This window comes from Paracoccus simplex, from assembly GCF_042648325.1.
Taxonomy (GTDB): Bacteria; Pseudomonadota; Alphaproteobacteria; order Rhodobacterales; family Rhodobacteraceae; genus Paracoccus; species Paracoccus simplex.
In genome coordinates this window covers 1-19,724 of sequence record NZ_JBHRXE010000002.1, presented here as the reverse complement: position 1 = coordinate 19,724, position 19,724 = coordinate 1, and the positions used below count along the sequence as shown (strand labels likewise).

Here is a 19,724-nt window from a genome sequence, read left to right as displayed (position 1 = left end):
CGCAGGTGATCCCGATGGAGGACATGAACCTGCACTTCACCGGCGATTTCCACGCCATCACCAGCGCCCACAACCTGCTGTCGGCGATGATCGACAACCACATCTATTGGGGGAACGAACAGCAGATCGACCTGCGCCGCGTGGTCTGGCGCCGCGTGCTGGACATGAACGATCGCGCCCTGCGCCAGATCACCTGCTCGCTGGGCGGCGTGACCAACGGTTTCCCGCGCGAGACCGGCTTCGACATCACCGTCGCCTCCGAGGTGATGGCGATCCTGTGCCTGGCGACCGATCTCGACGATCTGGGACAGCGGCTGGGCGACATGATCGTCGCCTATCGCCGCGACAGGACGCCGGTCTATTGCCGCGACATCAAGGCGGACGGCGCGATGACCGTGCTGCTGAAGGACGCGATGCAGCCCAACCTGGTGCAGACGCTGGAGAACAACCCGGCCTTCGTGCATGGCGGACCCTTCGCCAATATCGCCCATGGCTGCAATTCGGTGATCGCCACCACCACGGCGCTGAAACTGGCCGATTACGTGGTGACCGAGGCCGGCTTCGGCGCCGATCTGGGGGCCGAGAAGTTCTTCGACATCAAATGCCGCAAGGCCGGGCTGCAGCCGGACGTGGCGGTGATCGTCGCCACGGTCCGCGCGCTGAAGATGAACGGCGGCGTCGCCAAGGCGGATCTGGCGGCCGAGAATGTCGAGGCGCTGCGCAAGGGTTGCGCCAATCTGGGACGCCACATCGTCAACATGAAGTCCTTCGGCGTGCCGGTGGTCGTCGCGGTCAACCACTTCTCGGGCGATACCGAGGCCGAGATCCGGGCGCTGCAGGACTATGCCAAGACGCGCGGGGTCGAGGCGATCCTGTGCAGGCACTGGGCCGAGGGCTCGGAAGGCGCGGTCGAGCTGGCGCGGAAGGTCGTGCAGATCGCCGAGGCGGGCGGCGCGGAATTCGCCCCGCTCTATCTCGACGACCTGCCGCTGTTCGCCAAGATCGAGACCATCGCCAAGCGGATCTACCATGCCGACGAGGTGCTGGCCGACACCGCGATCCGCAACCAGCTTAAGGAATGGGAAGCCCAGGGCTACGGCCACCTGCCGATCTGCATGGCCAAGACCCAATACAGCTTCACCACCGATCCCAATCGGCGCGGCGCACCCGAGGGTCATTCCGTGCCGATCCGCGAGGTGCGGCTGGCCGCCGGCGCCGGCTTCATCGTCGCCATCTGCGGCGAGATCATGACCATGCCCGGTCTGCCCCGGCAGCCTGCCGCCGAGGTGATCGGGCTGAACCGGGCGCGCGAGGTCGAAGGTCTGTTCTGACCGCCTGGCCCGTCGCCAGCCAAGCGACCCAAGGACCCAACGACGCTGCGGCGGCGGCGGCCCATGGCTGCCCCGGGACCGGGCGCATTATCAGGAAGCCAAGACAATGAATGCCAAGATCATCGACGGCAAGGCCTTTGCGGCGACGGTCCGGGACCGGGTGGCCGGGACCGTGGAACGGCTGAAGGCGGAAGCCGGCATCACCCCGGGACTGGCGGTCGTGCTGGTGGGCGAGGATCCCGCCAGCGAGGTCTATGTCCGCAACAAGGGCAAGGCGACGCTGGAAGCCGGAATGAACTCCTATGAGCACAAGCTGGATGCGGACACACCAGAGCCGGAGCTGCTGGCGCTGATCGCCCGGCTGAACGCCGACCCGGCGGTGCACGGCATCCTGGTGCAGCTGCCGCTGCCGCCGCATCTGGACCCGGACGTGGTGATCAACGCCATCGACCCGGCAAAGGACGTGGACGGGTTCCACATCTCGAATGTCGGGCTGCTGGGGACGGGGCAGAAAAGCATGGTGCCCTGCACGCCCTTGGGCTGCCTGCTGATGCTGCGCGAACATCACGGCTCGCTCTCGGGCCTGAACGCGGTCATCGTCGGCCGCTCGAACATCGTCGGCAAGCCGATGGCGCAGCTTTTGCTGGGCGACAGCTGCACGGTGACCATCGCCCACAGCCGGACCCGGAACCTGGCCGAGATCTGCCGCAACGCCGACATCCTGATCGCGGCGGTCGGCCGGCCCGAGATGATCCCCGGCGACTGGGTCAAGCCGGGCGCGACGGTGATCGACGTCGGCATCAACCGCATCCCGCATCCCCGGGACAAGGGCAAGACCCGGCTGGTCGGCGACGTGGATTTCGACAGCGCCGCGGCGGTCGCAGGCGCCGTCACCCCGGTGCCGGGCGGCGTGGGGCCGATGACCATCGCCTGCCTGCTGGCCAATACCGTCACCGCCTGTTCGCGGGCGCATGGCCTGCCCGAACCGCAAGGGCTGACCTCCTGACGGGGGCGGCGAACTGGAACCGAAGGAAGAAGGAACCCGATATGAGCTTTCACGTCATCGAACAGGCCCCCGCGCGACTGAACCGAAGCGAGCTTGCTGTGCCCGGCAGCGCCCCGCAGATGTTCCAGAAGGCCGCCGAATCCGAGGCCGACGTCATCTTTCTGGATCTCGAGGACGCGGTCGCCCCGGATGAAAAGGCCGAGGCGCGCCGGAACATCATCAAGGCCCTGAACGAGATCGACTGGGGCAAGAAGACCATGTCGATCCGAATCAACGGCCTGGATACGCATTACATGTATCGCGACGTGGTGGACGTGGTCGAACAGGCCGGCGAGCGGCTGGACCTGATCATGATCCCCAAGGTCGGCACCGTCGCCGATGTCTATGCCGTGGACATGCTGGTCACCCAGATCGAGGACGCCAAGGGCCTGAAGAAGCGCATCGGCTTCGAGCATATCATCGAGACGGCGCTGGGGATGCAAAATGTCAGCGCCATCGCCGCCGCCTCGAAACGCAATGAAAGCCTGCATTTCGGCGTCGCCGACTATGCCGCCTCGACCCGGGCGCGGACCACGATCATCGGCGGCGTGAATCCCGATTACGCCGTGCTGACCGATCCCGACGAGAATGGCGGCCGGCAGCGCCACTGGGGCGACATGTGGCATTATGCCCTCGCGAAGATGGTGGTCGCCGCACGGGCGAACGGCTTGCGGCCGATCGACGGGCCCTTCGGCGATTTCAGCGACAAGGACGGCTATCTGGCCGCCGCCTATCGCGCCGCGGTGCTGGGCTGCGAGGGGAAATGGGCCATCCATCCCAGCCAGATCGCGCTGGCCAATGCGGTGATGAGCCCCTCGGACGCCGAGGTGACCAAGGCGCAGCGCATCCTGACGGCGATGGCCGAGGCCGAGGCCGAGGGCAAGGGCGCGGTGTCGCTGGACGGCCGGCTGATCGACTATGCCTCGATCCGCCAGGCCGAGGTGCTGGTCGAAAAGGCCCGGCAGATCGCCGGCGCCGCATGATGTCCGTCGCGCTCAGATCCCGGGCCGAGACGCTGTTCCGGGCGGCCTGCGCCGCCGCCGACCCGGCGCAGGCCCTGCGCGCCGCGCTGCGGAAGCATCCGGTGCCGGACCTGGGCGCGGACGGCCGCTACATCCTTGTCGCGGTCGGCAAGGCCGCGACCGCGATGGCCGAGGCCATGCTGGACGCGCTGGGTCCGGTGCCGGTGCAGGCGCTGGTGGTGACCAATCGCGAAAACCGGCGCGATCTGCCCGGCGCGACGGTCATGACCGCCGGCCACCCGGTCCCGGACCGGGACGGCGCCGCGGCGGCCCAGGCGGTGATCGCCCTGCTGGGTGCGTCCGGTGCGCAGGACCGGGTGATCGCGCTGATCTCCGGCGGCGGTTCCGCCATGCTGCCGGCGCCGGTCGGAGACCTGACGCTGGCGGACGAGATCGCGGTCGGCCGGCTGCTGTTGGAGCGCGGCTTCGACATCCGCGCCGCCAACCTGATCCGCCAGCAGCTGTCGCGGCTGAAGGGCGGGGGCATGCTGCATTTCGCCGCCCCGGCGCCGGTGACGGCCTATATCCTGTCGGACGTGATCGGCGACGATCTGGCGGTGGTGGCCTCGGGGCCGACGGTGGCGCCGATCGGCAGCGTCGAGGAGGCCCGGTCGCTGATCGAGGCGCGGGGCCTGTGGCTGCTGCTGCCCGAGGAGGTCCGCGCGCATCTGGGCCGCGGCAAGGCGGCCGCTCCCGCGGCGGCCCCGGCCGAGGCGCGGAACCACCTGATCGGCTCGAACCGCAAGAGCCTTGAAGCGATTGCCGCGGCGGCGGCAGAGCTGAACCCGACGATCCTGTGCGACGCCCTGGTGGGCGAGGTGGCCGAAGCCGCGGCGCGCATCGTCGCGGCGGCGCAGGACGCGCCGGGCGACCGGCCGGCCTGCCTGATCTTCGGCGGCGAGACGGTGGTGAACGTCGTCGGAACCGGATCGGGCGGGCGCAACCAGGAACTGGCGCTGCGCGTGGCGCTGGCAATGCCGGCGCTTGGCCGGGACTGGGTGTTCCTCAGCGGCGGTACCGATGGCCGCGACGGCCCGACCGAAGCCGCCGGCGGCATCGTGGACGCCGGAACCGCGCAGCGCATCCGCGCCGCCGGCTGCGACGGCGCGGCGCTGCTGGCCAACAACGACAGCCACGCGGCGCTGAAGGCCGCGGGCGACCTGCTGGTCACCGGCGGAACCGGAACCAATGTCGCCGATGTGCAGATCCTGCTGCTCGGCGCCTGAACAAAAGGAGGAAACCAGCCAAGGTGAAGCAAACGGGCGATACCTTCGGCGTCTCGCCGATCCGTCTTGATCGGCATAGCCTTCAGGGCGCCCTTCACCTGCCGGGTTTCCATCAGCACGACAGGCTGTCCGGCCTCGGTCAGCCCGCGATGAATCCATTGCGACAAGGGACCAGCCTCGAGCCCAATAGCGGCGATGCTTCCATCCTGCTCATCGATCCAGCGTAGCAGCGCCTCAGGCTCGCTGGCCACCTGAGCCTCCCTGACGATCCGCCCATGTTCGCTGATCGCGCAGACCGCGATTTTCGCCAACGATACGTCCAATCCGACAAACAACCTCATCCCGCAGTCCTCCTAGTGGATCTGATACGGGAACGGCGACAGCTTGCCCCTGATCTTGCAAGCGGTAACGGACAGCGCGACGCAGGCCCCGTTACAGCATCTCGTTCTCGGATCATAACCAGAACATAACGGTTGCGGCTAGCATGATCGCAGAGAAGACGGTTTCCGGGCACCGGTCGTATCGGGTCGCGACGCGCCGCCAATCCTTCAGGCGGCCAAACATGATCTCGATGCGGTTGCGCCGTTTGTAGCGCCTCTTGTCGTATTTCACCGCCTTCTTGCGAGACTTCCGGCCCGGGATGCAGACCTTTATCCCCTTGTCTTTCAACGCCTCTCTGAACCAATCGGCATCATAGCCCCTGTCGGCCAGCAGCCAACCCGCTTTCGGCAGGCCGCCCAACAGCGCCGCCGCGCCGGTGTAATCGCTGACCTGGCCGGCCGACATGAAGAACCCGATCGGGCGCCCCTTGGCATCGGCGACGGCGTGCAGCTTGGTGTTCATGCCGCCTTTGGTGCGCCCGATCTGGCGCCCGCGCCCCCTTTTTCACGCACAGGCTCGACGCCGTGCGGTGTGCCTTGAGATAGGTCGCGTCGATCATGATCGTCTTGTGTTCGGCGCTCTCAGCGGCCAGGCCGACCACGATCCGGGCGAAGACCCCGTTGTCGCTCCAGCGCTTCCAACGGTTGTAGAGGGTCTTGGCCGGGCCGTATTCCTTCGGCGCGTCACATCAGCGCAAGCCATTGCGACTGACGAAGATTATCCCGCTCAGCACACGCCGGTCATCCACGCGCGGCTTGCCCATCCTCAGGAAAACAGTCCCCCGGACTGTTTTCTGATCTTCGGATACTCTTGGGAAAGAAGGGCCGTAGCCGCTCCATCCGCGCCTCGCTCAGCCAGAAAAGATTGCTCATCGATCAGCTCTCCTTGCGGAGCCTGAATCACGCCAAAGGCCTGAAATCAATGGGTCTGGAGCCTAGGAGCAGTGCCGCCCCGCAGCATGCATGTGTGCCGACCGACGGCGAAGGGCCGAAATGTTGCTGTCAGCGATGCGCCAGATAGTCCGCTGAAACGTAACCCGAGATACCAGGCCTGTCGGTGAGCGTGACCCTGCACCAGGCCTTGCCGTTGGTCGTGACGCAATTCTGGCGGGTGAGGCGCGTTCCGTCGGGCAGGCCGATTATGATGTTGTGGTTGAGGCCAGGGCCTTCGCGAAGCTTCAGGAGATCGTCCGGCCCGACGCCCTTGACCACCGCACCAGAGCCGACCGCGCATCCGGTGGCGATCATGAGAGCGAGAAGAGCAGCAAAATGAGTTCGCATTGCCTGACCTGAATCGTTTTGCCATCACTACGACACCATCACGCTGAATGACAGCAGGCAGGTGCCGGGCGCGGACAAGTGGTTGCACAAGACCTGCCACGACGGCCGGTTCCGTCTCATAGAGCGGCGATTCTGGTCACGATTTCGCCGCGGCGCCCGTGGACGGCAGCTTCGGAGAATGCGGCCACGCAGCATGGGATGAGCCAGATTGGCGGTTTTGGGCCGCCTGCGATGAACTGCGCGCGGAAGTCCTGCGGGAAGCATCGGAACCGGCCTCGATCCTCGTCACCTCTGCTCCCGGCGGTCCGGCTTTCCCATCCGCCCGGCAAGAAGGCAGCCGATCGCGGCCAGCTGTATCGCCGCAGCGCAGGCGAACAGCGGCACCGAACCGGATCCGCCGATCATGCCACCCCCTCGCAGCAGACCGAACGCCGCCGGCGCAAAGGCATAGCCGGCCTGGCCGATGGCGACGATCAGCGGCACCACGCGGGCGACCTCGGCCGGGGTGAACTCCTGCTGCGCGATCAGCGGCGGCAGCGAGGTGGCATTGCCGATCCCCAACCCGAACAGCGCGATGCCGAGGATCAGCCATGCCCCGCCCTCGTCCGCCGCCAGAAGGAACAGCAGCGATCCGGCCATCTGCACGCCATAGCTGGCACAGGCGACCAGGCGACGGTCGGCCGAGACCGGCATCATCCAGCCCACCACCGAACGCCCGAGGATCGCGGCGAGCGTCGCACCGCCCATCGCCAGCCCCGCCATGCCCTCGCCCAGCCCCGGCACCAGCAGCGAGAACAGATGCGCCAGCAGCCCGATCTGGGCAAAGAGCCCCAGCATCATGCCGGCGGCCAGCGTCACAAATTTGCGGTCGCGAAGGAACCGGCGGCGCGCGGGCGAACCGCCTTGCGGCGCCGGTGGCCGGGGATCGGCCCCCTCCTCGCCATCCGGGCTTTGCCCCATGCTGTCGGGCGTGTGCCGGAACACCAGCACCGACAGGGTCGCGACCGCGGCCACCATGACGCAGCCGACGGCGAGGGCGGCCGGCAGAAAGCCGATGCCGGCGATCAGCACGATCCACAGCGGCGAGAAGATCACCCCGCCCAGGCTCGCGCCGTTATAGGCCATGCCGAGCGCGGCGGGACGGCGCAGGATGAACCAGGGCGCGATCAGCGCGTTCACGGCGGCGGCCCCCATCGCGACCCAGCCGGCGCCGCTGGCCAGCGCGGCCGCGAACAGCTGCCAGGGCTCGACCGCCAGCGCCCAGCCTGCGATGCCAAGCGCCAGCAGCACGGCGCCCAGCACCGTCACCACCGGCACGCCGAAGCGCCGATACAGCTGCGGCAGATTGGCGACGACGACCGCCCCCATCAGGAAATGCGCCGTCACCGCCGCCGAGACCATCGGCACCGGCCAGCCGGTCCGCGCCACGACGGCATAAAGGAATACCGGCGGGCCGTAGAAGCCGGTGCCCCAGCCGAAAGCGGCCAGCAGGAAGGTTGCGGCGACGACATGCCAGCCGAAGAAAGGCCGAGGGGCGGATGCAGCAGGGCTCATGGGACGCTCTCGATGATATCTTGCCGCTTATGGCCGCGATCCCGCCGGCGATGCTTCGGTGAAAGCCGAAGCATTTCCCGCATTTCCGCGCTAGGATGCAGGCCAGCCGGAGGGATCGCCATGGCCACATCGAACCGCATCGCCGAGGTCGCCGCCGCCGTGGGCGAGCCCGCCCGCGCCGCCATGCTGGCGGCGCTGATGGATGGCCGGGCGCTGACCGCGACCGAACTGGCCGAGGTCGCCGCGATCACGCCGCAGACCGCCAGCGGCCATCTTGTGCGGCTGGCGGCCGTGGGGCTGATCGCCGCCGAAAAGCAGGGCCGCCGCCGCTATCACCGCCTCGCCAGTCCCGAGGTCGCGCGGATGATCGAAAGCGTGATGCAGATCGCCGGCGGTCTCGCGCCGATCCCGCCCCGCACCGGCCCAAAGGACGCGGCACTGCGCCATGCCCGCACCTGCTACGACCACCTGGCCGGTCGATTGGGCGTCGGCATCGCCGATGCGCTGCAGGCCAGCGGCGCGGTCGAGATCGCCGGCGATGCCGCGGCCCTGACCGAGATGGGCCGGGCCAGGATGCAGGCTCTCGGCATCCTGGCGGCGGATCGCGACATGCACGGCCGCCGTCCGCTCTGCCGGTCCTGCCTGGACTGGAGCGAGCGCCGCCCGCATCTGGCCGGGGCTCTGGGCGCCGCCATCTGCACCCATGCCCTGGATCACGGCTGGGTGCGGCGCCGCGCCGGGACAAGGGCGCTGGAGATCACCCCGACTGGCAGGATCGGTTTCCGGCAGGCGTTCGGGGTCGCGGATCCTGCCGGCTGATCAAGGCAGACCGCTTGCCTCCGGCATATCCGCATGGCCGCTGCGGCGAACACGAAGGACCGCGGTAAGGAAGCCGCACTACGGCACCGGGCTGTTCGCGAGTGGCCGGAATGGGCCGCGACATGTCGGCCCCAGCTTCGCTGGCCATCGTGCCCTCCCTGTCAGCATCCCGCCTTGAGATCGGTCCCGGCGATCTCGCGCCAGGTCTCGCGCAGCCAATGGGCGATGGCCACGTTCTGCTCGAACAGCGAATAGCCGACGCCGCCGCCGTAATCGGCCATGTCAATCATGTCGGTGGTCAGCCAGCGCAGCGGGCTGTCGGCGCGGTCGTGGTGATGTTGCAGCACCTTGCGGGCGACGTATTTGCTGGGCTCGACCTTCCAGGCGTGCCAGTCATGCTCCCATTCGCCGGGTGCCGGGCGCCGGAACGGATACTGGCAGGCGCGGCCGTAACGCCCGCCCGGTCCCGTCATCGCGGTGTTCTTCGGCCCGTTCGGCGCCACCGGCCGGGTCTGCAGCCAGACCACCATGTTCTGCGCCAGCCATTCGTCGATGACATTGCCCGGCTCATGGGGATCGAGGATCAGCCGGCCGCTTTCGACATCGGCGCGGATGCCGCAGGCGTCCTGTTCCTCGGGGCTTTCGATCTTCAGCAGCACATGCGAATGATCCAGCACGAAGTTGAACGGCACGCCGCGCGCGCGAACCTTCTCGGCGACGGGGGTGATGCGGCGGAAATCCTCGGTGAACATGTAGATATGCACCTCGGCCGCGATGGTGATGCCCAGCCTGTCGCCCTCCTCCATGGCACGCAGGTAGAATTCCACCACCTCGTCATCGGTCACGACATGGCCTTGCGCATGATGGGTCAGGATCATCAGGTTGTGGCATTCGGCACCGGCGCGCTGTGCCCATTCCAGGTTGTGCCGCAGCAGGCCCTCGTCCCGGCCGACCTGATAGGTCCAGAGCCCGGTGGTCATCGGCACGCCGAAGCGGTTCGAGGCCTCGACATAGGCGCGCTCCTCTCCGGGCTGAGGGATGCGGTCGAAATGGTCGAAGACGCCGCTGTCGCGCAGCAGCCGGAACTGCTCCTCGACCGGCAGGACGGCATGATGCATCACGCCACGGCCATTGCAGCCGAGCGACAGATTCTTTCGGGTCATGATTGGCTCCTACAATGCGATGCTGACGGCGCCCTGCGGACGGCCGCAGCAGGTCAGCACCATCCCCTGCTCCAGCTCGCCGGGGGCGAGGCCCTCGGTATCGTCCATGGCGACCTGCCCGGCGCTGCAATGCGCCTTGCAGGTGCCGCAAAGCCCCATCTGGCAATTGGTCGGCACGGCGATGCCTTCGCGCGAGGCGACGTCGAGGATGGTCTCGCCCGGCCGATAGGTTGCGGTCTTGTCCGACAGGGTAAAGCGGATCAGGTGCTCGCCTTCGGCTTCGGGCTGGCGGTCCGCCTGCGGCGACGGGGCGGCAACGGCCTCGTCCAACCCATCGGGACGCAGGCGTTCGGGCGTGGCGCCGTCGGGATTGCGCCGCTGGGCCGGGTCGCCGAAGCTTTCCTCGTGGTAATGCGCCATGTCGAAGCCGGCCTCGGCCAGCATCGCCCTGACCGCCCGCATATAGGGCGCCGGCCCGCAGGTCAGGACCGTGCAGTCATGCAGGTCGGGCACATGCGCCTGAAGCAGGTCGCGGGTCAGGAACCCCGCCTCCATGCCCGGCAGGGCGTCCCGTTCGCAAATGAACCGCGGCGTCATGCCGCCGCGTGCGGCGATCGCCGTCAGCTCGCCCTGGAACAGCAGGTCCGCCGGGCTGCGGGCCGAATGCAGGAAGGTCACGCGATATCCGGTCTCGCGCCGGTCCTGCAGGTAGCGCAGCATCGCCATCATCGGGGTGATGCCCGAACCGCCCGACAGCATGACGATATGCCGGCGCGGCGCGACCGAGAACAGATCGAAGCTGCCGCCGGGGCCCTGCGCGGCCAGCCGGTCGCCGATGCGCAGCACGTCATGCATGTAGCGCGAGACAAGTCCGTTCGGATCGCGCTTGACGGTCAGCGTCAGCAGCATCGGCCGCGAGGGCGGCGAGGCGATGGTGTAGGATCGCGGCACCAGCACCTCGCCATGCCGCAGCCGCAGGGTCAGGAACTGCCCCGGCCGGTGCAGGCACAGCGGCACCTCGCCCGCCGCATCGGGCAGAACCCGAAGGTGGAACGACTTCACGTCATGGGTTTCGGTTTCGATGTCGACGCATTCCAGCGTCAGCCGGGTCGGGGTCCATTGCAACGGCAGGGGCTGCAGCATGGCTCAGATATCGTCGCGTTCGGTGTCGAGGAAAGCTTTCAGCGCCTCGGGCCCCTGCGCCTTGGCCTTGCAAAGCGCGTAGAGCAGCCGGCGATAGGTCAGCGACACCTTGTCGGGCGCGACCGCGATCTCGTCGCGGGGATGCGGGATCTGTTCGGGATCCTGGCTTTCGACGATATCGACATCCTCCTCGAGGATACGCATCTGCTGGTCGATATGCGGCTGGTCCGGCCCGTCCAGATCGCCGTTCCGGCAGGCGAACCAGAAGCTGCGGCAATGGATGTCGTCCAGCGGCGTCGCCCAGACCCACAGCACGGTGCGGGCGCCGTTCTGCAAGGTCAGGTCCACGGTCACGCCGAAGGGCAGCCGGATGGTATAGTCCGAGAAGGCCAGCGGAGAGAAATTGCCGCTGGCATCGACCGCATTGCGCGCGCCCTCGGGCGGCGCATAGCGGAAGCGCATCCGGCCCTCCTTGCGAAAGGCGATCTGCGGGGTCAGGAAGGTCACATGCCCGGCGCTGCCCAGGGTTTCGGGATGGACGAAGGGGAAATGCGCCAGGTCGGTATAGTTCTCGACCCGCCGCGCCGAATGGGTCTTCCAGTCGTAGCTGGGGCCGGGCACGCAGCGGAATGTCGGGTCGTCGAAGACCGGATGCTCGGGGATCGAGGTCCCGGCGCTGCCGTCCAGCCGGACCCAGACCAGCCCGTAACGCTCGGCGCAGTCATAGCTGATGGCTTTGGCATTGGGCGGGATCGGGCCGTCGGGTGCCGCCGGGATGCCCTTGCAGGAACCGTCCGCCCCCCATTGCCAGCCGTGATAGGGGCATTGCACGCTGTCGCCTCGGTTCCAGCCCAGATGCAGCTTGGCCGAGCGGTGCGGGCAGCGGTTGTTCATCGCCACCACGCCCGAATCCAGCCGCGCGATCACCAGTTCGGTGCCCAGCAGCCGGGCGCAAAGCAGCTCGCCCCGCCCCTTGTCGGAGTCCGCCAGTTCCTTGACTGTGCAGACCGGGTGCCAGAAATAGCGCCAGGTGTCGTTGTCCAGAAAGCTCTCGCCCATGTATCGTCCTCCCGATGAATGAAGCTGGCTGGCCCTCTGCCATTGCTGCGGCAGAAGGATTACGTTACACATAATAACGTTACTATATGTAACGCTATTAAGCCGACTCGCCCGGTTCTGGCAAGGGGGAATTGCCGTGAAGACAGACAGAAAGCCGCGTGGCCGCCCGATGGACGAGGAACTGGGCGAGCGGGTGCTGGCCGCAACCTGGGCGCTGCTGGCCGAAAAATCCCTGTCCGAGTTGACCCTGAACGAGATCGCCGGCGCGGCGGGGACCAGCCGCCCGGCGCTTTACCGGCGCTGGAATTCGGTCGAGGCCATCGTGATCGACGCCTTCCTCGCCATGGTCGAGGACGAGGTTCCGACCCCCGGCATCGCCGAGCCGGCGCTTGCGCTGCAGGAATACATCGTCTCGCTGGCGCGTTTCCTGCAGGGCCGGGTCGGCCGGGTGATCGCCGAGCTTCTGGGCCGCGCGCAGAACGACGATGCGCTGATGGCGGCGTTCCACCAGGGCTTCCTGGTCCCGCGCCGCAAACATGCGCGCGAGCTGATCGCGCGCGGCCAGGCGGCTGGCGTGTTCCGTGCCGACCTGGACCTGGACCTGATCATCGACCTTTATGCGGGCCCGATCTATTTCCGCGCCTTCTCGAAGCATGTGCCGCTGGATCGGGACTTCGTCGATGGGCTGGCCCGGCTGGTGGTCGAGGCCCTGCGCCGTCCCGGCGGCGCAGCCGACTGAAGCGAGTTGTATGAAGGCGGGTGATCCGCCCACATATTGGCACCGTAGCGATTGCGCCATTCCATGCCGCAGGGCGGGGCCGATCCTGATCAGGAACGTCCGCGGGATGTCCTCATAGGGTGCAGCCGGCGATGGCTGCTACCTGCCTTCGCATGCGAGTCCCGGCACGGCGACGCCCGCCGGCAAGGAGGTTGCCGAGATCCGGGCGATGTTTCCTTCCGGATCCTGGAAGATCACCTGCCAATGGCCGTAATAGGTTGCGAAGGGCGGCTTGACGATTGCCCCGCCCAGATCGACGATCTGGCGCGCGATGGCCTCGACGCTCTCGTGATCCGCGATCACGAAGGTCAGGAGAGACCCGATCTCGCGGTTCTTGCCGAAATGCGTCTCACGCCCGGAAAGGCCCGGCAGCGCATAGGCCTCGCCGCTGTGAAAGGCGATGCGGGTGCCGTCCTGGGCAATGGCGCGATAGATCGACGAGGCTGCCTCATGGACCTCGGGCCAGCCGAGCCGCGAGAAGTAGCTCTCGGCGCCATTCGTGTGAGCGCCATTCAGACTGTAAGCCTCTGAATGATTGATTCTTTGCATGTCGAAATCGGGCTCCAGAAGATCCCAGTGCGTGCCCTCGTCGGCCGAAACGACGGTGCCGGAAGCGGTCTGCTCCCTGACGAAGTCGACACCCTGGCTCTCGCACCATCAGCTTCACCACGTTGATGCGCGACCTCGCGAATTACATTGAGGCTGAGCGTGACCTTGAGCATTGTGGCAGCTGGGATCCGGCCTGTGACGCGTGGATCCGCGCCGCCGAACGGGCCCGGGTGCAGGTGCTGGACGGGATCACCGCTCTGCGCGCAGCGCCTACCCGGCGCCGCGAGGATCTGCCGCTCCGGCGCTATGCAGGCCTGGCGCAGATGCTGATCGAGAGCGACTGCCCGGAACAGGTCCGGAATATTCTCGCCCTGCCCGGCCGTTTTCCCGATTTCTTCCGCTGCGCCGGTGATGGCCCCGTTGCACGGCGCGTTGACCTGATGGTTGCGAGTTTCCGGCAGCATCTGAACGCCCTTGCGCGCCTCCCGGATTTTACGGGGATGATCGAGGCGGACGATCTCGCTATCGAACCGGACGCGCCCAATCTCATGCTGGCGCCCGCAGCCTGATCGCCTCACATATCTGACGACTTGGGCGCCCATCACAGATGGGCAGCCACAGCCGCGCACCTGTCCCATTTCTTCCGCCACCGGCTCCTGGTCGCACGTCCTGCGTGCGCCCGAGGTCTGGCTTCATCTTCTCATCCTGTTTTTCGGGAGGACTTCCTATGTCCACGACCATCCTGTCTTCGCACCTCCCCCACGACCTGCTTTCGGTCTCAGACCTGCCGCTCGTCATCCATCATGGCGAACTTCATACCCATTGGGCCGAGGCCGCTTACGCCAAGGGCTTCGCCCTGATCGCCCGCGTTCGCGACCGCCTGCATGTCGCTCTGCGCTGCCAGACCTGCGGCGGGGTCCATGTGGCGCGCCACTCCGTGGTGATGACGGCGCAGCCCCTGTGCCCGCATTGCATCGAGACCCGCTGGCGGGCGGCCGCCACGGCCGCCGGCCTGACCTGGCTCGGCCGGGATGCGCACCGCCATTACGGCCACTATCGCTTGCGCTGCGGGCATACGGCACGGCGCCAGTTCACCTTCGTTGAGCGTGTCGCGTCCGGCATGGTTTCTGCACGCTGCGAGACTTGCCTGGTGCATCGCGAGGAAGAGGAGGCGCTGCGGTTCGGCTGGACGCGCCTCGGGCGCGATCCGCAGGGCAATCCAAACTATCGGCTTTACCGCCACAGTTGCGGGCATGAGCAGCGCATCGCTCGCGCCAATCCGCAATGGGGCCAGTGCGACTGCGCCGGTTGTGGGCAGAGCTGGACCGCCAAGCCTTCCTACACCTATCTGCTCGACATCCGTCATCCGGGAACCGGGAGGCACCACCTCAAACTGGGATATTCTTCCCATCCCGTGAAGCGTCACAAACACCAGCTGGGACTCCCCAAAGATACCGAAGTAGAGGTTGTCCGGGTCGTTGCCATGCCGACCGGCCACGGTGCCTGCGCCCACGAGAAGGCGGCGCATGCCCGCCTCAAGCGCGACCATCCGGAAACCCTGGTGCCCCACCCGGAATACGCGGATCTGATGAATGTGGTCTCCGAGATCTACCGGCCCGAGGCCCTCGCCATCCTTCAAAAGACCCTCGACCGAATCGCGGCGGAGGTTGCCACAAGTGCATGCATCCGGACTCTGAATGATCTGTCCGACCAGGGTCAGATCGCGGGGGGCAACAATCCGGAAACGCCGCATCCTGATCCGGAATCCCGTGCGCCCGCCGAAGCCGTGACCCGGAATTCGGACGCCATGCTGGAGGATCGTGCCGCCGTGTGGCGTGATCGCCTCCCGATCCTGGACCGTCACTGGGGCCTGACCGGGTAACGGGTTCCGGTTGGGGCACCTCGGATCGCGCGAGGACCATGCGGCCGATCCGGATATCGCCTCGCGCAATCAGGGGCCTGCCCCCGGATCCGGAAGCCACGCCACGCCGCACCAAACGAATGCCAAGGTTTCCTGCTGCCCGCCGGCCCCAGACCTGACACCGCCACCGCATCCCGCCCCTCGGGGTCGCGACCCACTCTGCTACCTGCCCCGCCGCCATCCGGAATGCCGAATGGCCAGCCTCTCTCATACCCGGAATCCTGCCATGACCCAGACAATCGCAACCAGCCCCCGCGATCCCAATCCCGAATCCGGAACCCATAATCATCCCGTCTGGGGGCCATTGGCCCGCCACGCCATCCGCCGCCTGCAGGACGATCTGGCCCAGAGGCTGATGCCGTCCTGGGATCCCGCGCTCGACCCGGAAGACATGGACCTGCCCGAGCTGCTGGAGGCCGCGATGTCGCCTCCGGGATCCGCCGCGCTCGATGCCCTGAACACCAGCCCCTGCGCGCAAAACATCTCACCCGAAGAATGTGAAGCAATCGCTGAAGTCGGCGGCGATCCCACCGCCACCGCAAGCAATGGGTCGCCGCAACCTCGCATCCTTCTGCCGGCGAGCAAGCTGATCCCGCTGCTGCGCCTTGCCGCCAGTATTGGCAGCCTCGAGGACCGCGACGCGATGCTGGTGCCGGGCGCGATCACCGTGATCGAAGGCATTCCGGGCAACCTGATCGATGCGATCAAGAAGCTGCTGCCGCATGCGTTGCCGCAAAGCTGGTCACTGGCCATGTCCATGGGCCGGCTGCCGCGTGAGAAGCCTTATCTGCTGGTGCTGGGCCCGGAACTCATGAACGGTAAGATCTCCGACCACGCCGAACGCGGCTTTGCCGCAGAGCTGGCAAGCGCCATCGACATGCGGGTCCCGATCCTGATCCTGCTGCCGGATGTGGCAACCGCGCCCGAGGTGCTGCACCACCCGCCTGTCCAGCGCCGGGCCTTTGCGCCTCTGTCGGCAGAGATCCTGATCACCGCCCTGCGCGCCACGCACAGCGCCACCGGCCGGATCGACGAGGCCGCGGTGCGCGTAGCCCTGCCGGACGATACCTTGCTCTCAGACCTTGATGCCCTGTCTCTTAGTCTCGCCATGCGGGCGCCGACCGCGAAGGCGGTTGCCGAGCGGATCGCCGCCCTCACGGTCAAGGCGCCACGCGCCGCGGCTGACGGCCCCTGGCTCGAGGATATCCATGGCGACACGCCTGCGCTCCGCGCCGCGCGCCAGATCGTGCGCGACCTGCGTATATGGAAGCAAGGCGAGGTCGCATGGCAGGACCTGACCCGCACGTTGCTGCTCTACGGTCCGCCCGGCACCGGCAAGAGCTGGATCGCCCGCGCCATGGGCAACAGCGCAGGCTTCGCGGTGGTGACCGGGACCTTCGGTGAATGGCAGGCCGCCGGGCATCTGGGCGACATGCTGCGCGAGATGCGGCGGACGTTTCGCGAGGCGCGTGCCAAAGCACCGACCGTGCTGATCATCGACGAGATCGATGCTGTCGGTTCGCGCGACGATCACGATCAGCACAACCGGTCCTACCGCACCCAGGTCATCAACGCTTTCTTGGCAGAGATGGACGCCATCGCCCGGGAAGAAGGCGTCATCGGCACCTGCAATCATCCGCAGTTCATCGATCCGGTGGTACTGCGGGCCGGACGGTTCGACATGAAGATCGCCCTGCCGCTGCCGGATATCGAGGGTCTGTTCAGCGTCTTCCGGCACTGCCTGCCGGACTGGCGCGAAGGCGACCTGCGCGATCTCGCGGTGCGCGCCGTTGGTTGCTCCGCTGCGGATGTCGATGCCGCGATCCGGCAGACGCGGGCGATGGCGCGGGGACAAAAGCGTGACATGACCCTTTCGGATCTCCAGCGCGTTTTCCGCGTCACCCATGATCCTGCGATCGACCGCCGCGTGGCCCTGCATGAATGCGGCCATGCCATCGTCTGTGCGGCGCTGGATCTCGGCCCCGTGCGGCGGGTTTACCTGGACCGTGATGGCGGCGGGGGGACAGTGTTCGACACCACCGCCAAACACGGCCTCCTCTGTGACATGCAGGACCGCCTGGTGCAGCTGCTGGCCGGCCGCGCCGCCGAACGTTTGGTGCTGGGTGACGTATCGGCCGGTGCCGGGGAGGACCCGAATCCGATCTGGCAATGGCCACCGCCATCGCCTCGGGAATCCAGATGCGATACGGGTTGGGAAGCCACGGCCCGGTCTGGACCGCCGATCCCGAGACCTTGATAGCGCTGGACCCTGACGCCCTGTTCCGTGTCCGCCGCGAACTCGAAGCGGCCGAGAAGCGCGCCGCGCAGATCCTCACTGTCCATCGTTCCCTGCTCGAGGAGATGGCCGAGGCGCTGATGGCCTCGCGCGACATGGACCGCACCGAGGCCCAGGACTGGCTCGTCCGGGTGCGCAATGCGGCACCGGATGAAGTTCATGACGCGCACCCTGCGCAACAACCGCAATAGAGACGCCCGCCCGGCAATCGCGAGACACCTCATTCAAAGCGCGCTCCCCCGCAAACATAAGACAAAAACAAAAGAGAGCGGCACTGCCGCCAATCAAAAAAAGCCAGAAACAAAAGTGGGGCTCCCTGCGGCGGGCTATGCCCGCCGCCCATTCCATTCCCAGGGGATAAAAAAGAAAGAACGTAAAGACCAGGAACCAAAAAATCAAAAGACCCGGGTAATACATCCGACGTTTCGGCAAGGTCGCAGCAGGAGCGAGAAGGACAGAGGTGCCTGAAGTGCTGTCCTTTGGTACGGTGTACCGGCGGGCATCGTTGTCCCGCCAACGCGCTCTAAAATCCGGATAATTCGCGCCGAGCTTCTGTTGCGCTTGGAGATCACCCCACCCAGCGACCAGGATGAGGCCATAGCGCACTCCCATGAGCCGCAATCGTCCCTCGCCCACCCCTCTTGAGAGAGAGATTTCCGTATTTTCAGGTGGTTATCCACATTCACGAGACCCGAGACCCGCGTTTTCAGCTTAGAGAACCTCTCCCATGCCCTATGATTATCCCAACAGCAGCGGGGCCGTTCCCGTCCAGGATCATCATCAGCGAACGCCGACGGGCCCTGCCCTCCGGCGCAGGGAGCAGCTCGGCCCATGGCACGAGACCGGAGAGATATTGCCGACAGGGAGGGCGCCGCGCAGGCGGCGGCTGTCCCGCCGGCACCTCCGGCCGACAAAGCCCTTGCCGGGAATCGGCAATCCGCGCAGCATCGGGATCCACTGCTCGCTCTCGTCCGGGCCCTGGCCCGCGATGCCGCCCGCGCCGATCACGCCGCCGAACGCGGCGCCCCTGACGATTGACCTTCCCCTCCGCACGGAGATCCGCCCATGACCCTGCGCGCCGTCATCTACGCCCGCTACTCCTCCGACCTGCAATCGGCCTCGTCGATCGAGGACCAGATCCGGCTCTGCCGCGAGCGCGCCGCCCGCGCCGGCTGGCAGATCACCGGCAGCTACGAAGACGCCGCCACCTCCGGCGCCTCGCTGATGCGTCCCGGCATCCAGCGCCTGCAGCAGGATGCCCGCGAGCGGCGTTTCGACATTGTGATCTCGGAAGCCCTCGACCGCCTCAGCCGCAACCAGGCCGATATCGCCGCGCTCTACCAGAACCTCACCTTTGCCGGCGTGGCCATCGAGACCCTGGCCGAGGGCCGCATCGACGAGATGCATATCGGCCTCAAGGGCACGATGAACGCGCTGTTCCTGAAGGATCTCGCCGCCAAGACCCGCCGGGGCCTGCGCGGCCGCGTCGAGGCCGGCAAATCCGGCGGCGGCAATGCCTATGGCTATACGGTGCTGCGCCATATGGGCGAGGACGGCGAGATCAGGCGCGGCGACCGACAGATCAATGAGGACCAAGCCGCAGTCGTGCGCCGCATCTTTCATGCCTACGCGGAAGGGATGTCGCCGAACCGGATTGCCGACCAGTTGAAGCGCGAAGGCGTCCCCGGCCCACGCGGCCAAGCCTGGGACAAATCCACCATCCACGGCAATCCCAAACGCGGGACCGGCATTCTGAACAACGAGATCTATATCGGCCGCCTGGTCTGGAACCGGCAGTTCTTCGTGAAGGACCCCGCCACCGGCAAGCGCCAGGCTCGCCCGAACCCGGAATCCGAATGGATCGTCACCGAAGTGCCGGAACTGCGCATCATTGAGCAGCACCTCTGGAACGATGTGAAGGCGCGCCAGGAGGGTCGCAAGATCGAACAGACCGACAGGGAAGCCTGGGAACGCCGCAAGCCGCGCTTCCTGCTCACCGGCCTGGTCAAATGCGGCTGCTGTGGCGGCGGCTTTTCCACCGTGGGCAAGGACCGTTTCGGCTGCTCGAACTCGCGCAACAAGGGCAAGTCGATCTGCAGCAACCGCACCGGCATCACCCGCCAGGAACTGGAGGGCCGGATCCTGACCATCCTCTCC

At 66.9% G+C, this 19,724-nt stretch carries 17 protein-coding genes and 3 pseudogenes (1 of these 20 running past the window's edge); 12 read left to right on the top strand and 8 right to left on the bottom strand.

Features of this window, described 5'->3' with window-relative positions:
• The 4 genes from ACFOMP_RS00845 to ACFOMP_RS00830 all read left to right on the top strand — a co-directional run.
• Positions 1–1,331 carry the 3' portion of a formate--tetrahydrofolate ligase gene (locus tag ACFOMP_RS00845; protein ID WP_379027535.1) on the top strand. 298 nt of this gene lie to the left of the window's left edge, so only the last 1,331 of its 1,629 coding nucleotides appear in the window; its start codon lies off the left edge, out of view; the stop codon is at positions 1,329–1,331.
• Positions 1,332–1,437: 106 nt separating this feature from the next.
• On the top strand, positions 1,438–2,337 hold the full coding sequence (folD, locus tag ACFOMP_RS00840; protein WP_379027533.1) for a bifunctional methylenetetrahydrofolate dehydrogenase/methenyltetrahydrofolate cyclohydrolase FolD: 900 nt from the start codon (positions 1,438–1,440) through the stop codon (positions 2,335–2,337).
• 41 nt (positions 2,338–2,378) lie between these two features.
• Entirely contained in the window at positions 2,379–3,359 is a 981-nt protein-coding gene (locus ACFOMP_RS00835; RefSeq protein WP_379027531.1) for an HpcH/HpaI aldolase/citrate lyase family protein, read from the top strand.
• Entirely contained in the window at positions 3,359–4,624 is a 1,266-nt protein-coding gene (locus tag ACFOMP_RS00830; protein WP_289894021.1) for a glycerate kinase type-2 family protein, read from the top strand. The genes ACFOMP_RS00835 and ACFOMP_RS00830 overlap by 1 nt, the downstream gene beginning before the upstream one ends.
• A gap of 5 nt (positions 4,625–4,629) precedes the next feature.
• Here the strand turns inward: ACFOMP_RS00830 and ACFOMP_RS00825 are convergent.
• The 4 genes and pseudogenes from ACFOMP_RS00825 to ACFOMP_RS00810 all read right to left on the bottom strand — a co-directional run.
• Positions 4,630–4,965, bottom strand: a pseudogene (locus tag ACFOMP_RS00825) (IS110 family transposase); the annotation flags it as partial.
• A gap of 112 nt (positions 4,966–5,077) precedes the next feature.
• Positions 5,078–5,877: pseudogene (locus tag ACFOMP_RS00820) on the bottom strand (IS5 family transposase).
• 129 nt (positions 5,878–6,006) lie between these two features.
• The gene (locus tag ACFOMP_RS00815; protein ID WP_379027528.1) at positions 6,007–6,285 is read right to left on the bottom strand and encodes an SH3 domain-containing protein; all 279 of its coding nucleotides are present in this window, start codon (positions 6,283–6,285) and stop codon (positions 6,007–6,009) included.
• A 285-nt stretch (positions 6,286–6,570) separates the two neighbouring features.
• Complete coding sequence (locus tag ACFOMP_RS00810; protein ID WP_379027526.1) at positions 6,571–7,839, bottom strand: MFS transporter; 1,269 nt, start codon at positions 7,837–7,839, stop codon at positions 6,571–6,573.
• Positions 7,840–7,959: 120 nt separating this feature from the next.
• On the opposite strand from ACFOMP_RS00810, the gene ACFOMP_RS00805 reads away from it, so the two are divergent.
• The gene (locus ACFOMP_RS00805; protein ID WP_379027524.1) at positions 7,960–8,658 is read left to right on the top strand and encodes a helix-turn-helix domain-containing protein; all 699 of its coding nucleotides are present in this window, start codon (positions 7,960–7,962) and stop codon (positions 8,656–8,658) included.
• A 161-nt stretch (positions 8,659–8,819) separates the two neighbouring features.
• On the opposite strand, the gene ACFOMP_RS00800 is transcribed toward ACFOMP_RS00805, so the two are convergent.
• From ACFOMP_RS00800 to ACFOMP_RS00790, 3 genes are read right to left on the bottom strand one after another with little or no spacing between them, the layout of a single operon-like run.
• A complete protein-coding gene (locus tag ACFOMP_RS00800; protein WP_379027522.1) occupies positions 8,820–9,821 on the bottom strand; it encodes a xylose isomerase in 1,002 nt (333 codons plus the stop codon).
• Positions 9,822–9,830: 9 nt separating this feature from the next.
• Positions 9,831–10,964 (bottom strand): 2Fe-2S iron-sulfur cluster-binding protein, encoded by a 1,134-nt coding sequence (locus tag ACFOMP_RS00795; RefSeq protein ID WP_379027520.1) that lies wholly within the window; start codon positions 10,962–10,964, stop codon positions 9,831–9,833.
• A 3-nt stretch (positions 10,965–10,967) separates the two neighbouring features.
• Complete coding sequence (locus ACFOMP_RS00790) at positions 10,968–12,023, bottom strand: Rieske 2Fe-2S domain-containing protein (protein ID WP_379027518.1); 1,056 nt, start codon at positions 12,021–12,023, stop codon at positions 10,968–10,970.
• A gap of 136 nt (positions 12,024–12,159) precedes the next feature.
• Here ACFOMP_RS00790 and ACFOMP_RS00785 point away from each other — a divergent pair, with 136 nt between their 5' ends.
• Positions 12,160–12,762: a TetR/AcrR family transcriptional regulator gene (locus tag ACFOMP_RS00785; RefSeq protein WP_379027516.1), complete on the top strand. Its 603-nt coding sequence runs from the start codon at positions 12,160–12,162 to the stop codon at positions 12,760–12,762.
• Positions 12,763–12,900: 138 nt separating this feature from the next.
• Here the strand turns inward: ACFOMP_RS00785 and ACFOMP_RS00780 are convergent.
• Positions 12,901–13,425: pseudogene (locus ACFOMP_RS00780) on the bottom strand (transposase); the annotation flags it as partial.
• A gap of 50 nt (positions 13,426–13,475) precedes the next feature.
• Between ACFOMP_RS00780 and ACFOMP_RS00775 the strand changes: the two are divergent.
• The 6 genes from ACFOMP_RS00775 to ACFOMP_RS00750 all read left to right on the top strand — a co-directional run.
• On the top strand, positions 13,476–13,919 hold the full coding sequence (locus ACFOMP_RS00775) for a hypothetical protein (protein ID WP_379027555.1): 444 nt from the start codon (positions 13,476–13,478) through the stop codon (positions 13,917–13,919).
• A 158-nt stretch (positions 13,920–14,077) separates the two neighbouring features.
• Positions 14,078–15,232: a hypothetical protein gene (locus ACFOMP_RS00770; RefSeq protein WP_379027514.1), complete on the top strand. Its 1,155-nt coding sequence runs from the start codon at positions 14,078–14,080 to the stop codon at positions 15,230–15,232.
• Positions 15,233–15,497: 265 nt separating this feature from the next.
• On the top strand, positions 15,498–17,528 hold the full coding sequence (locus ACFOMP_RS00765) for an AAA family ATPase (RefSeq protein WP_379027512.1): 2,031 nt from the start codon (positions 15,498–15,500) through the stop codon (positions 17,526–17,528).
• A complete protein-coding gene (locus tag ACFOMP_RS00760; protein WP_379027510.1) occupies positions 17,471–17,758 on the top strand; it encodes a hypothetical protein in 288 nt (95 codons plus the stop codon). Before ACFOMP_RS00765 ends, ACFOMP_RS00760 begins: the two co-directional genes overlap by 58 nt.
• The gene (locus ACFOMP_RS00755; protein ID WP_379027508.1) at positions 17,727–18,035 is read left to right on the top strand and encodes a hypothetical protein; all 309 of its coding nucleotides are present in this window, start codon (positions 17,727–17,729) and stop codon (positions 18,033–18,035) included. The genes ACFOMP_RS00760 and ACFOMP_RS00755 overlap by 32 nt, the downstream gene beginning before the upstream one ends.
• Positions 18,036–18,632: 597 nt before the next feature.
• The coding region (locus tag ACFOMP_RS00750) for a recombinase family protein (protein WP_379027506.1) at positions 18,633–19,724 on the top strand (1,092 nt) is incomplete at its 3' end.

Excerpts from the sequence above, each read along its gene's own strand:
- ACFOMP_RS00830 (WP_289894021.1), top strand. The coding sequence starts at position 3,359 with ATGTCCGTCGCGCTCAGATCCCGGGCCGAGACGCTGTTCCGGGCGGCC.
- ACFOMP_RS00760 (WP_379027510.1), top strand. The coding sequence starts at position 17,471 with ATGCGATACGGGTTGGGAAGCCACGGCCCGGTCTGGACCGCCGATCCC.
- ACFOMP_RS00770 (WP_379027514.1), top strand. The coding sequence starts at position 14,078 with ATGTCCACGACCATCCTGTCTTCGCACCTCCCCCACGACCTGCTTTCG.
- ACFOMP_RS00790 (WP_379027518.1), bottom strand. The coding sequence starts at position 12,023 with ATGGGCGAGAGCTTTCTGGACAACGACACCTGGCGCTATTTCTGGCAC.
- ACFOMP_RS00805 (WP_379027524.1), top strand. The coding sequence starts at position 7,960 with ATGGCCACATCGAACCGCATCGCCGAGGTCGCCGCCGCCGTGGGCGAG.
- ACFOMP_RS00765 (WP_379027512.1), top strand. The coding sequence starts at position 15,498 with ATGACCCAGACAATCGCAACCAGCCCCCGCGATCCCAATCCCGAATCC.
- folD (WP_379027533.1), top strand. The coding sequence starts at position 1,438 with ATGAATGCCAAGATCATCGACGGCAAGGCCTTTGCGGCGACGGTCCGG.
- ACFOMP_RS00775 (WP_379027555.1), top strand. The coding sequence starts at position 13,476 with ATGCGCGACCTCGCGAATTACATTGAGGCTGAGCGTGACCTTGAGCAT.
- ACFOMP_RS00795 (WP_379027520.1), bottom strand. The coding sequence starts at position 10,964 with ATGCTGCAGCCCCTGCCGTTGCAATGGACCCCGACCCGGCTGACGCTG.
- ACFOMP_RS00755 (WP_379027508.1), top strand. The coding sequence starts at position 17,727 with ATGACGCGCACCCTGCGCAACAACCGCAATAGAGACGCCCGCCCGGCA.
- ACFOMP_RS00815 (WP_379027528.1), bottom strand. The coding sequence starts at position 6,285 with ATGCGAACTCATTTTGCTGCTCTTCTCGCTCTCATGATCGCCACCGGA.
- ACFOMP_RS00835 (WP_379027531.1), top strand. The coding sequence starts at position 2,379 with ATGAGCTTTCACGTCATCGAACAGGCCCCCGCGCGACTGAACCGAAGC.
- ACFOMP_RS00800 (WP_379027522.1), bottom strand. The coding sequence starts at position 9,821 with ATGACCCGAAAGAATCTGTCGCTCGGCTGCAATGGCCGTGGCGTGATG.
- ACFOMP_RS00810 (WP_379027526.1), bottom strand. The coding sequence starts at position 7,839 with ATGAGCCCTGCTGCATCCGCCCCTCGGCCTTTCTTCGGCTGGCATGTC.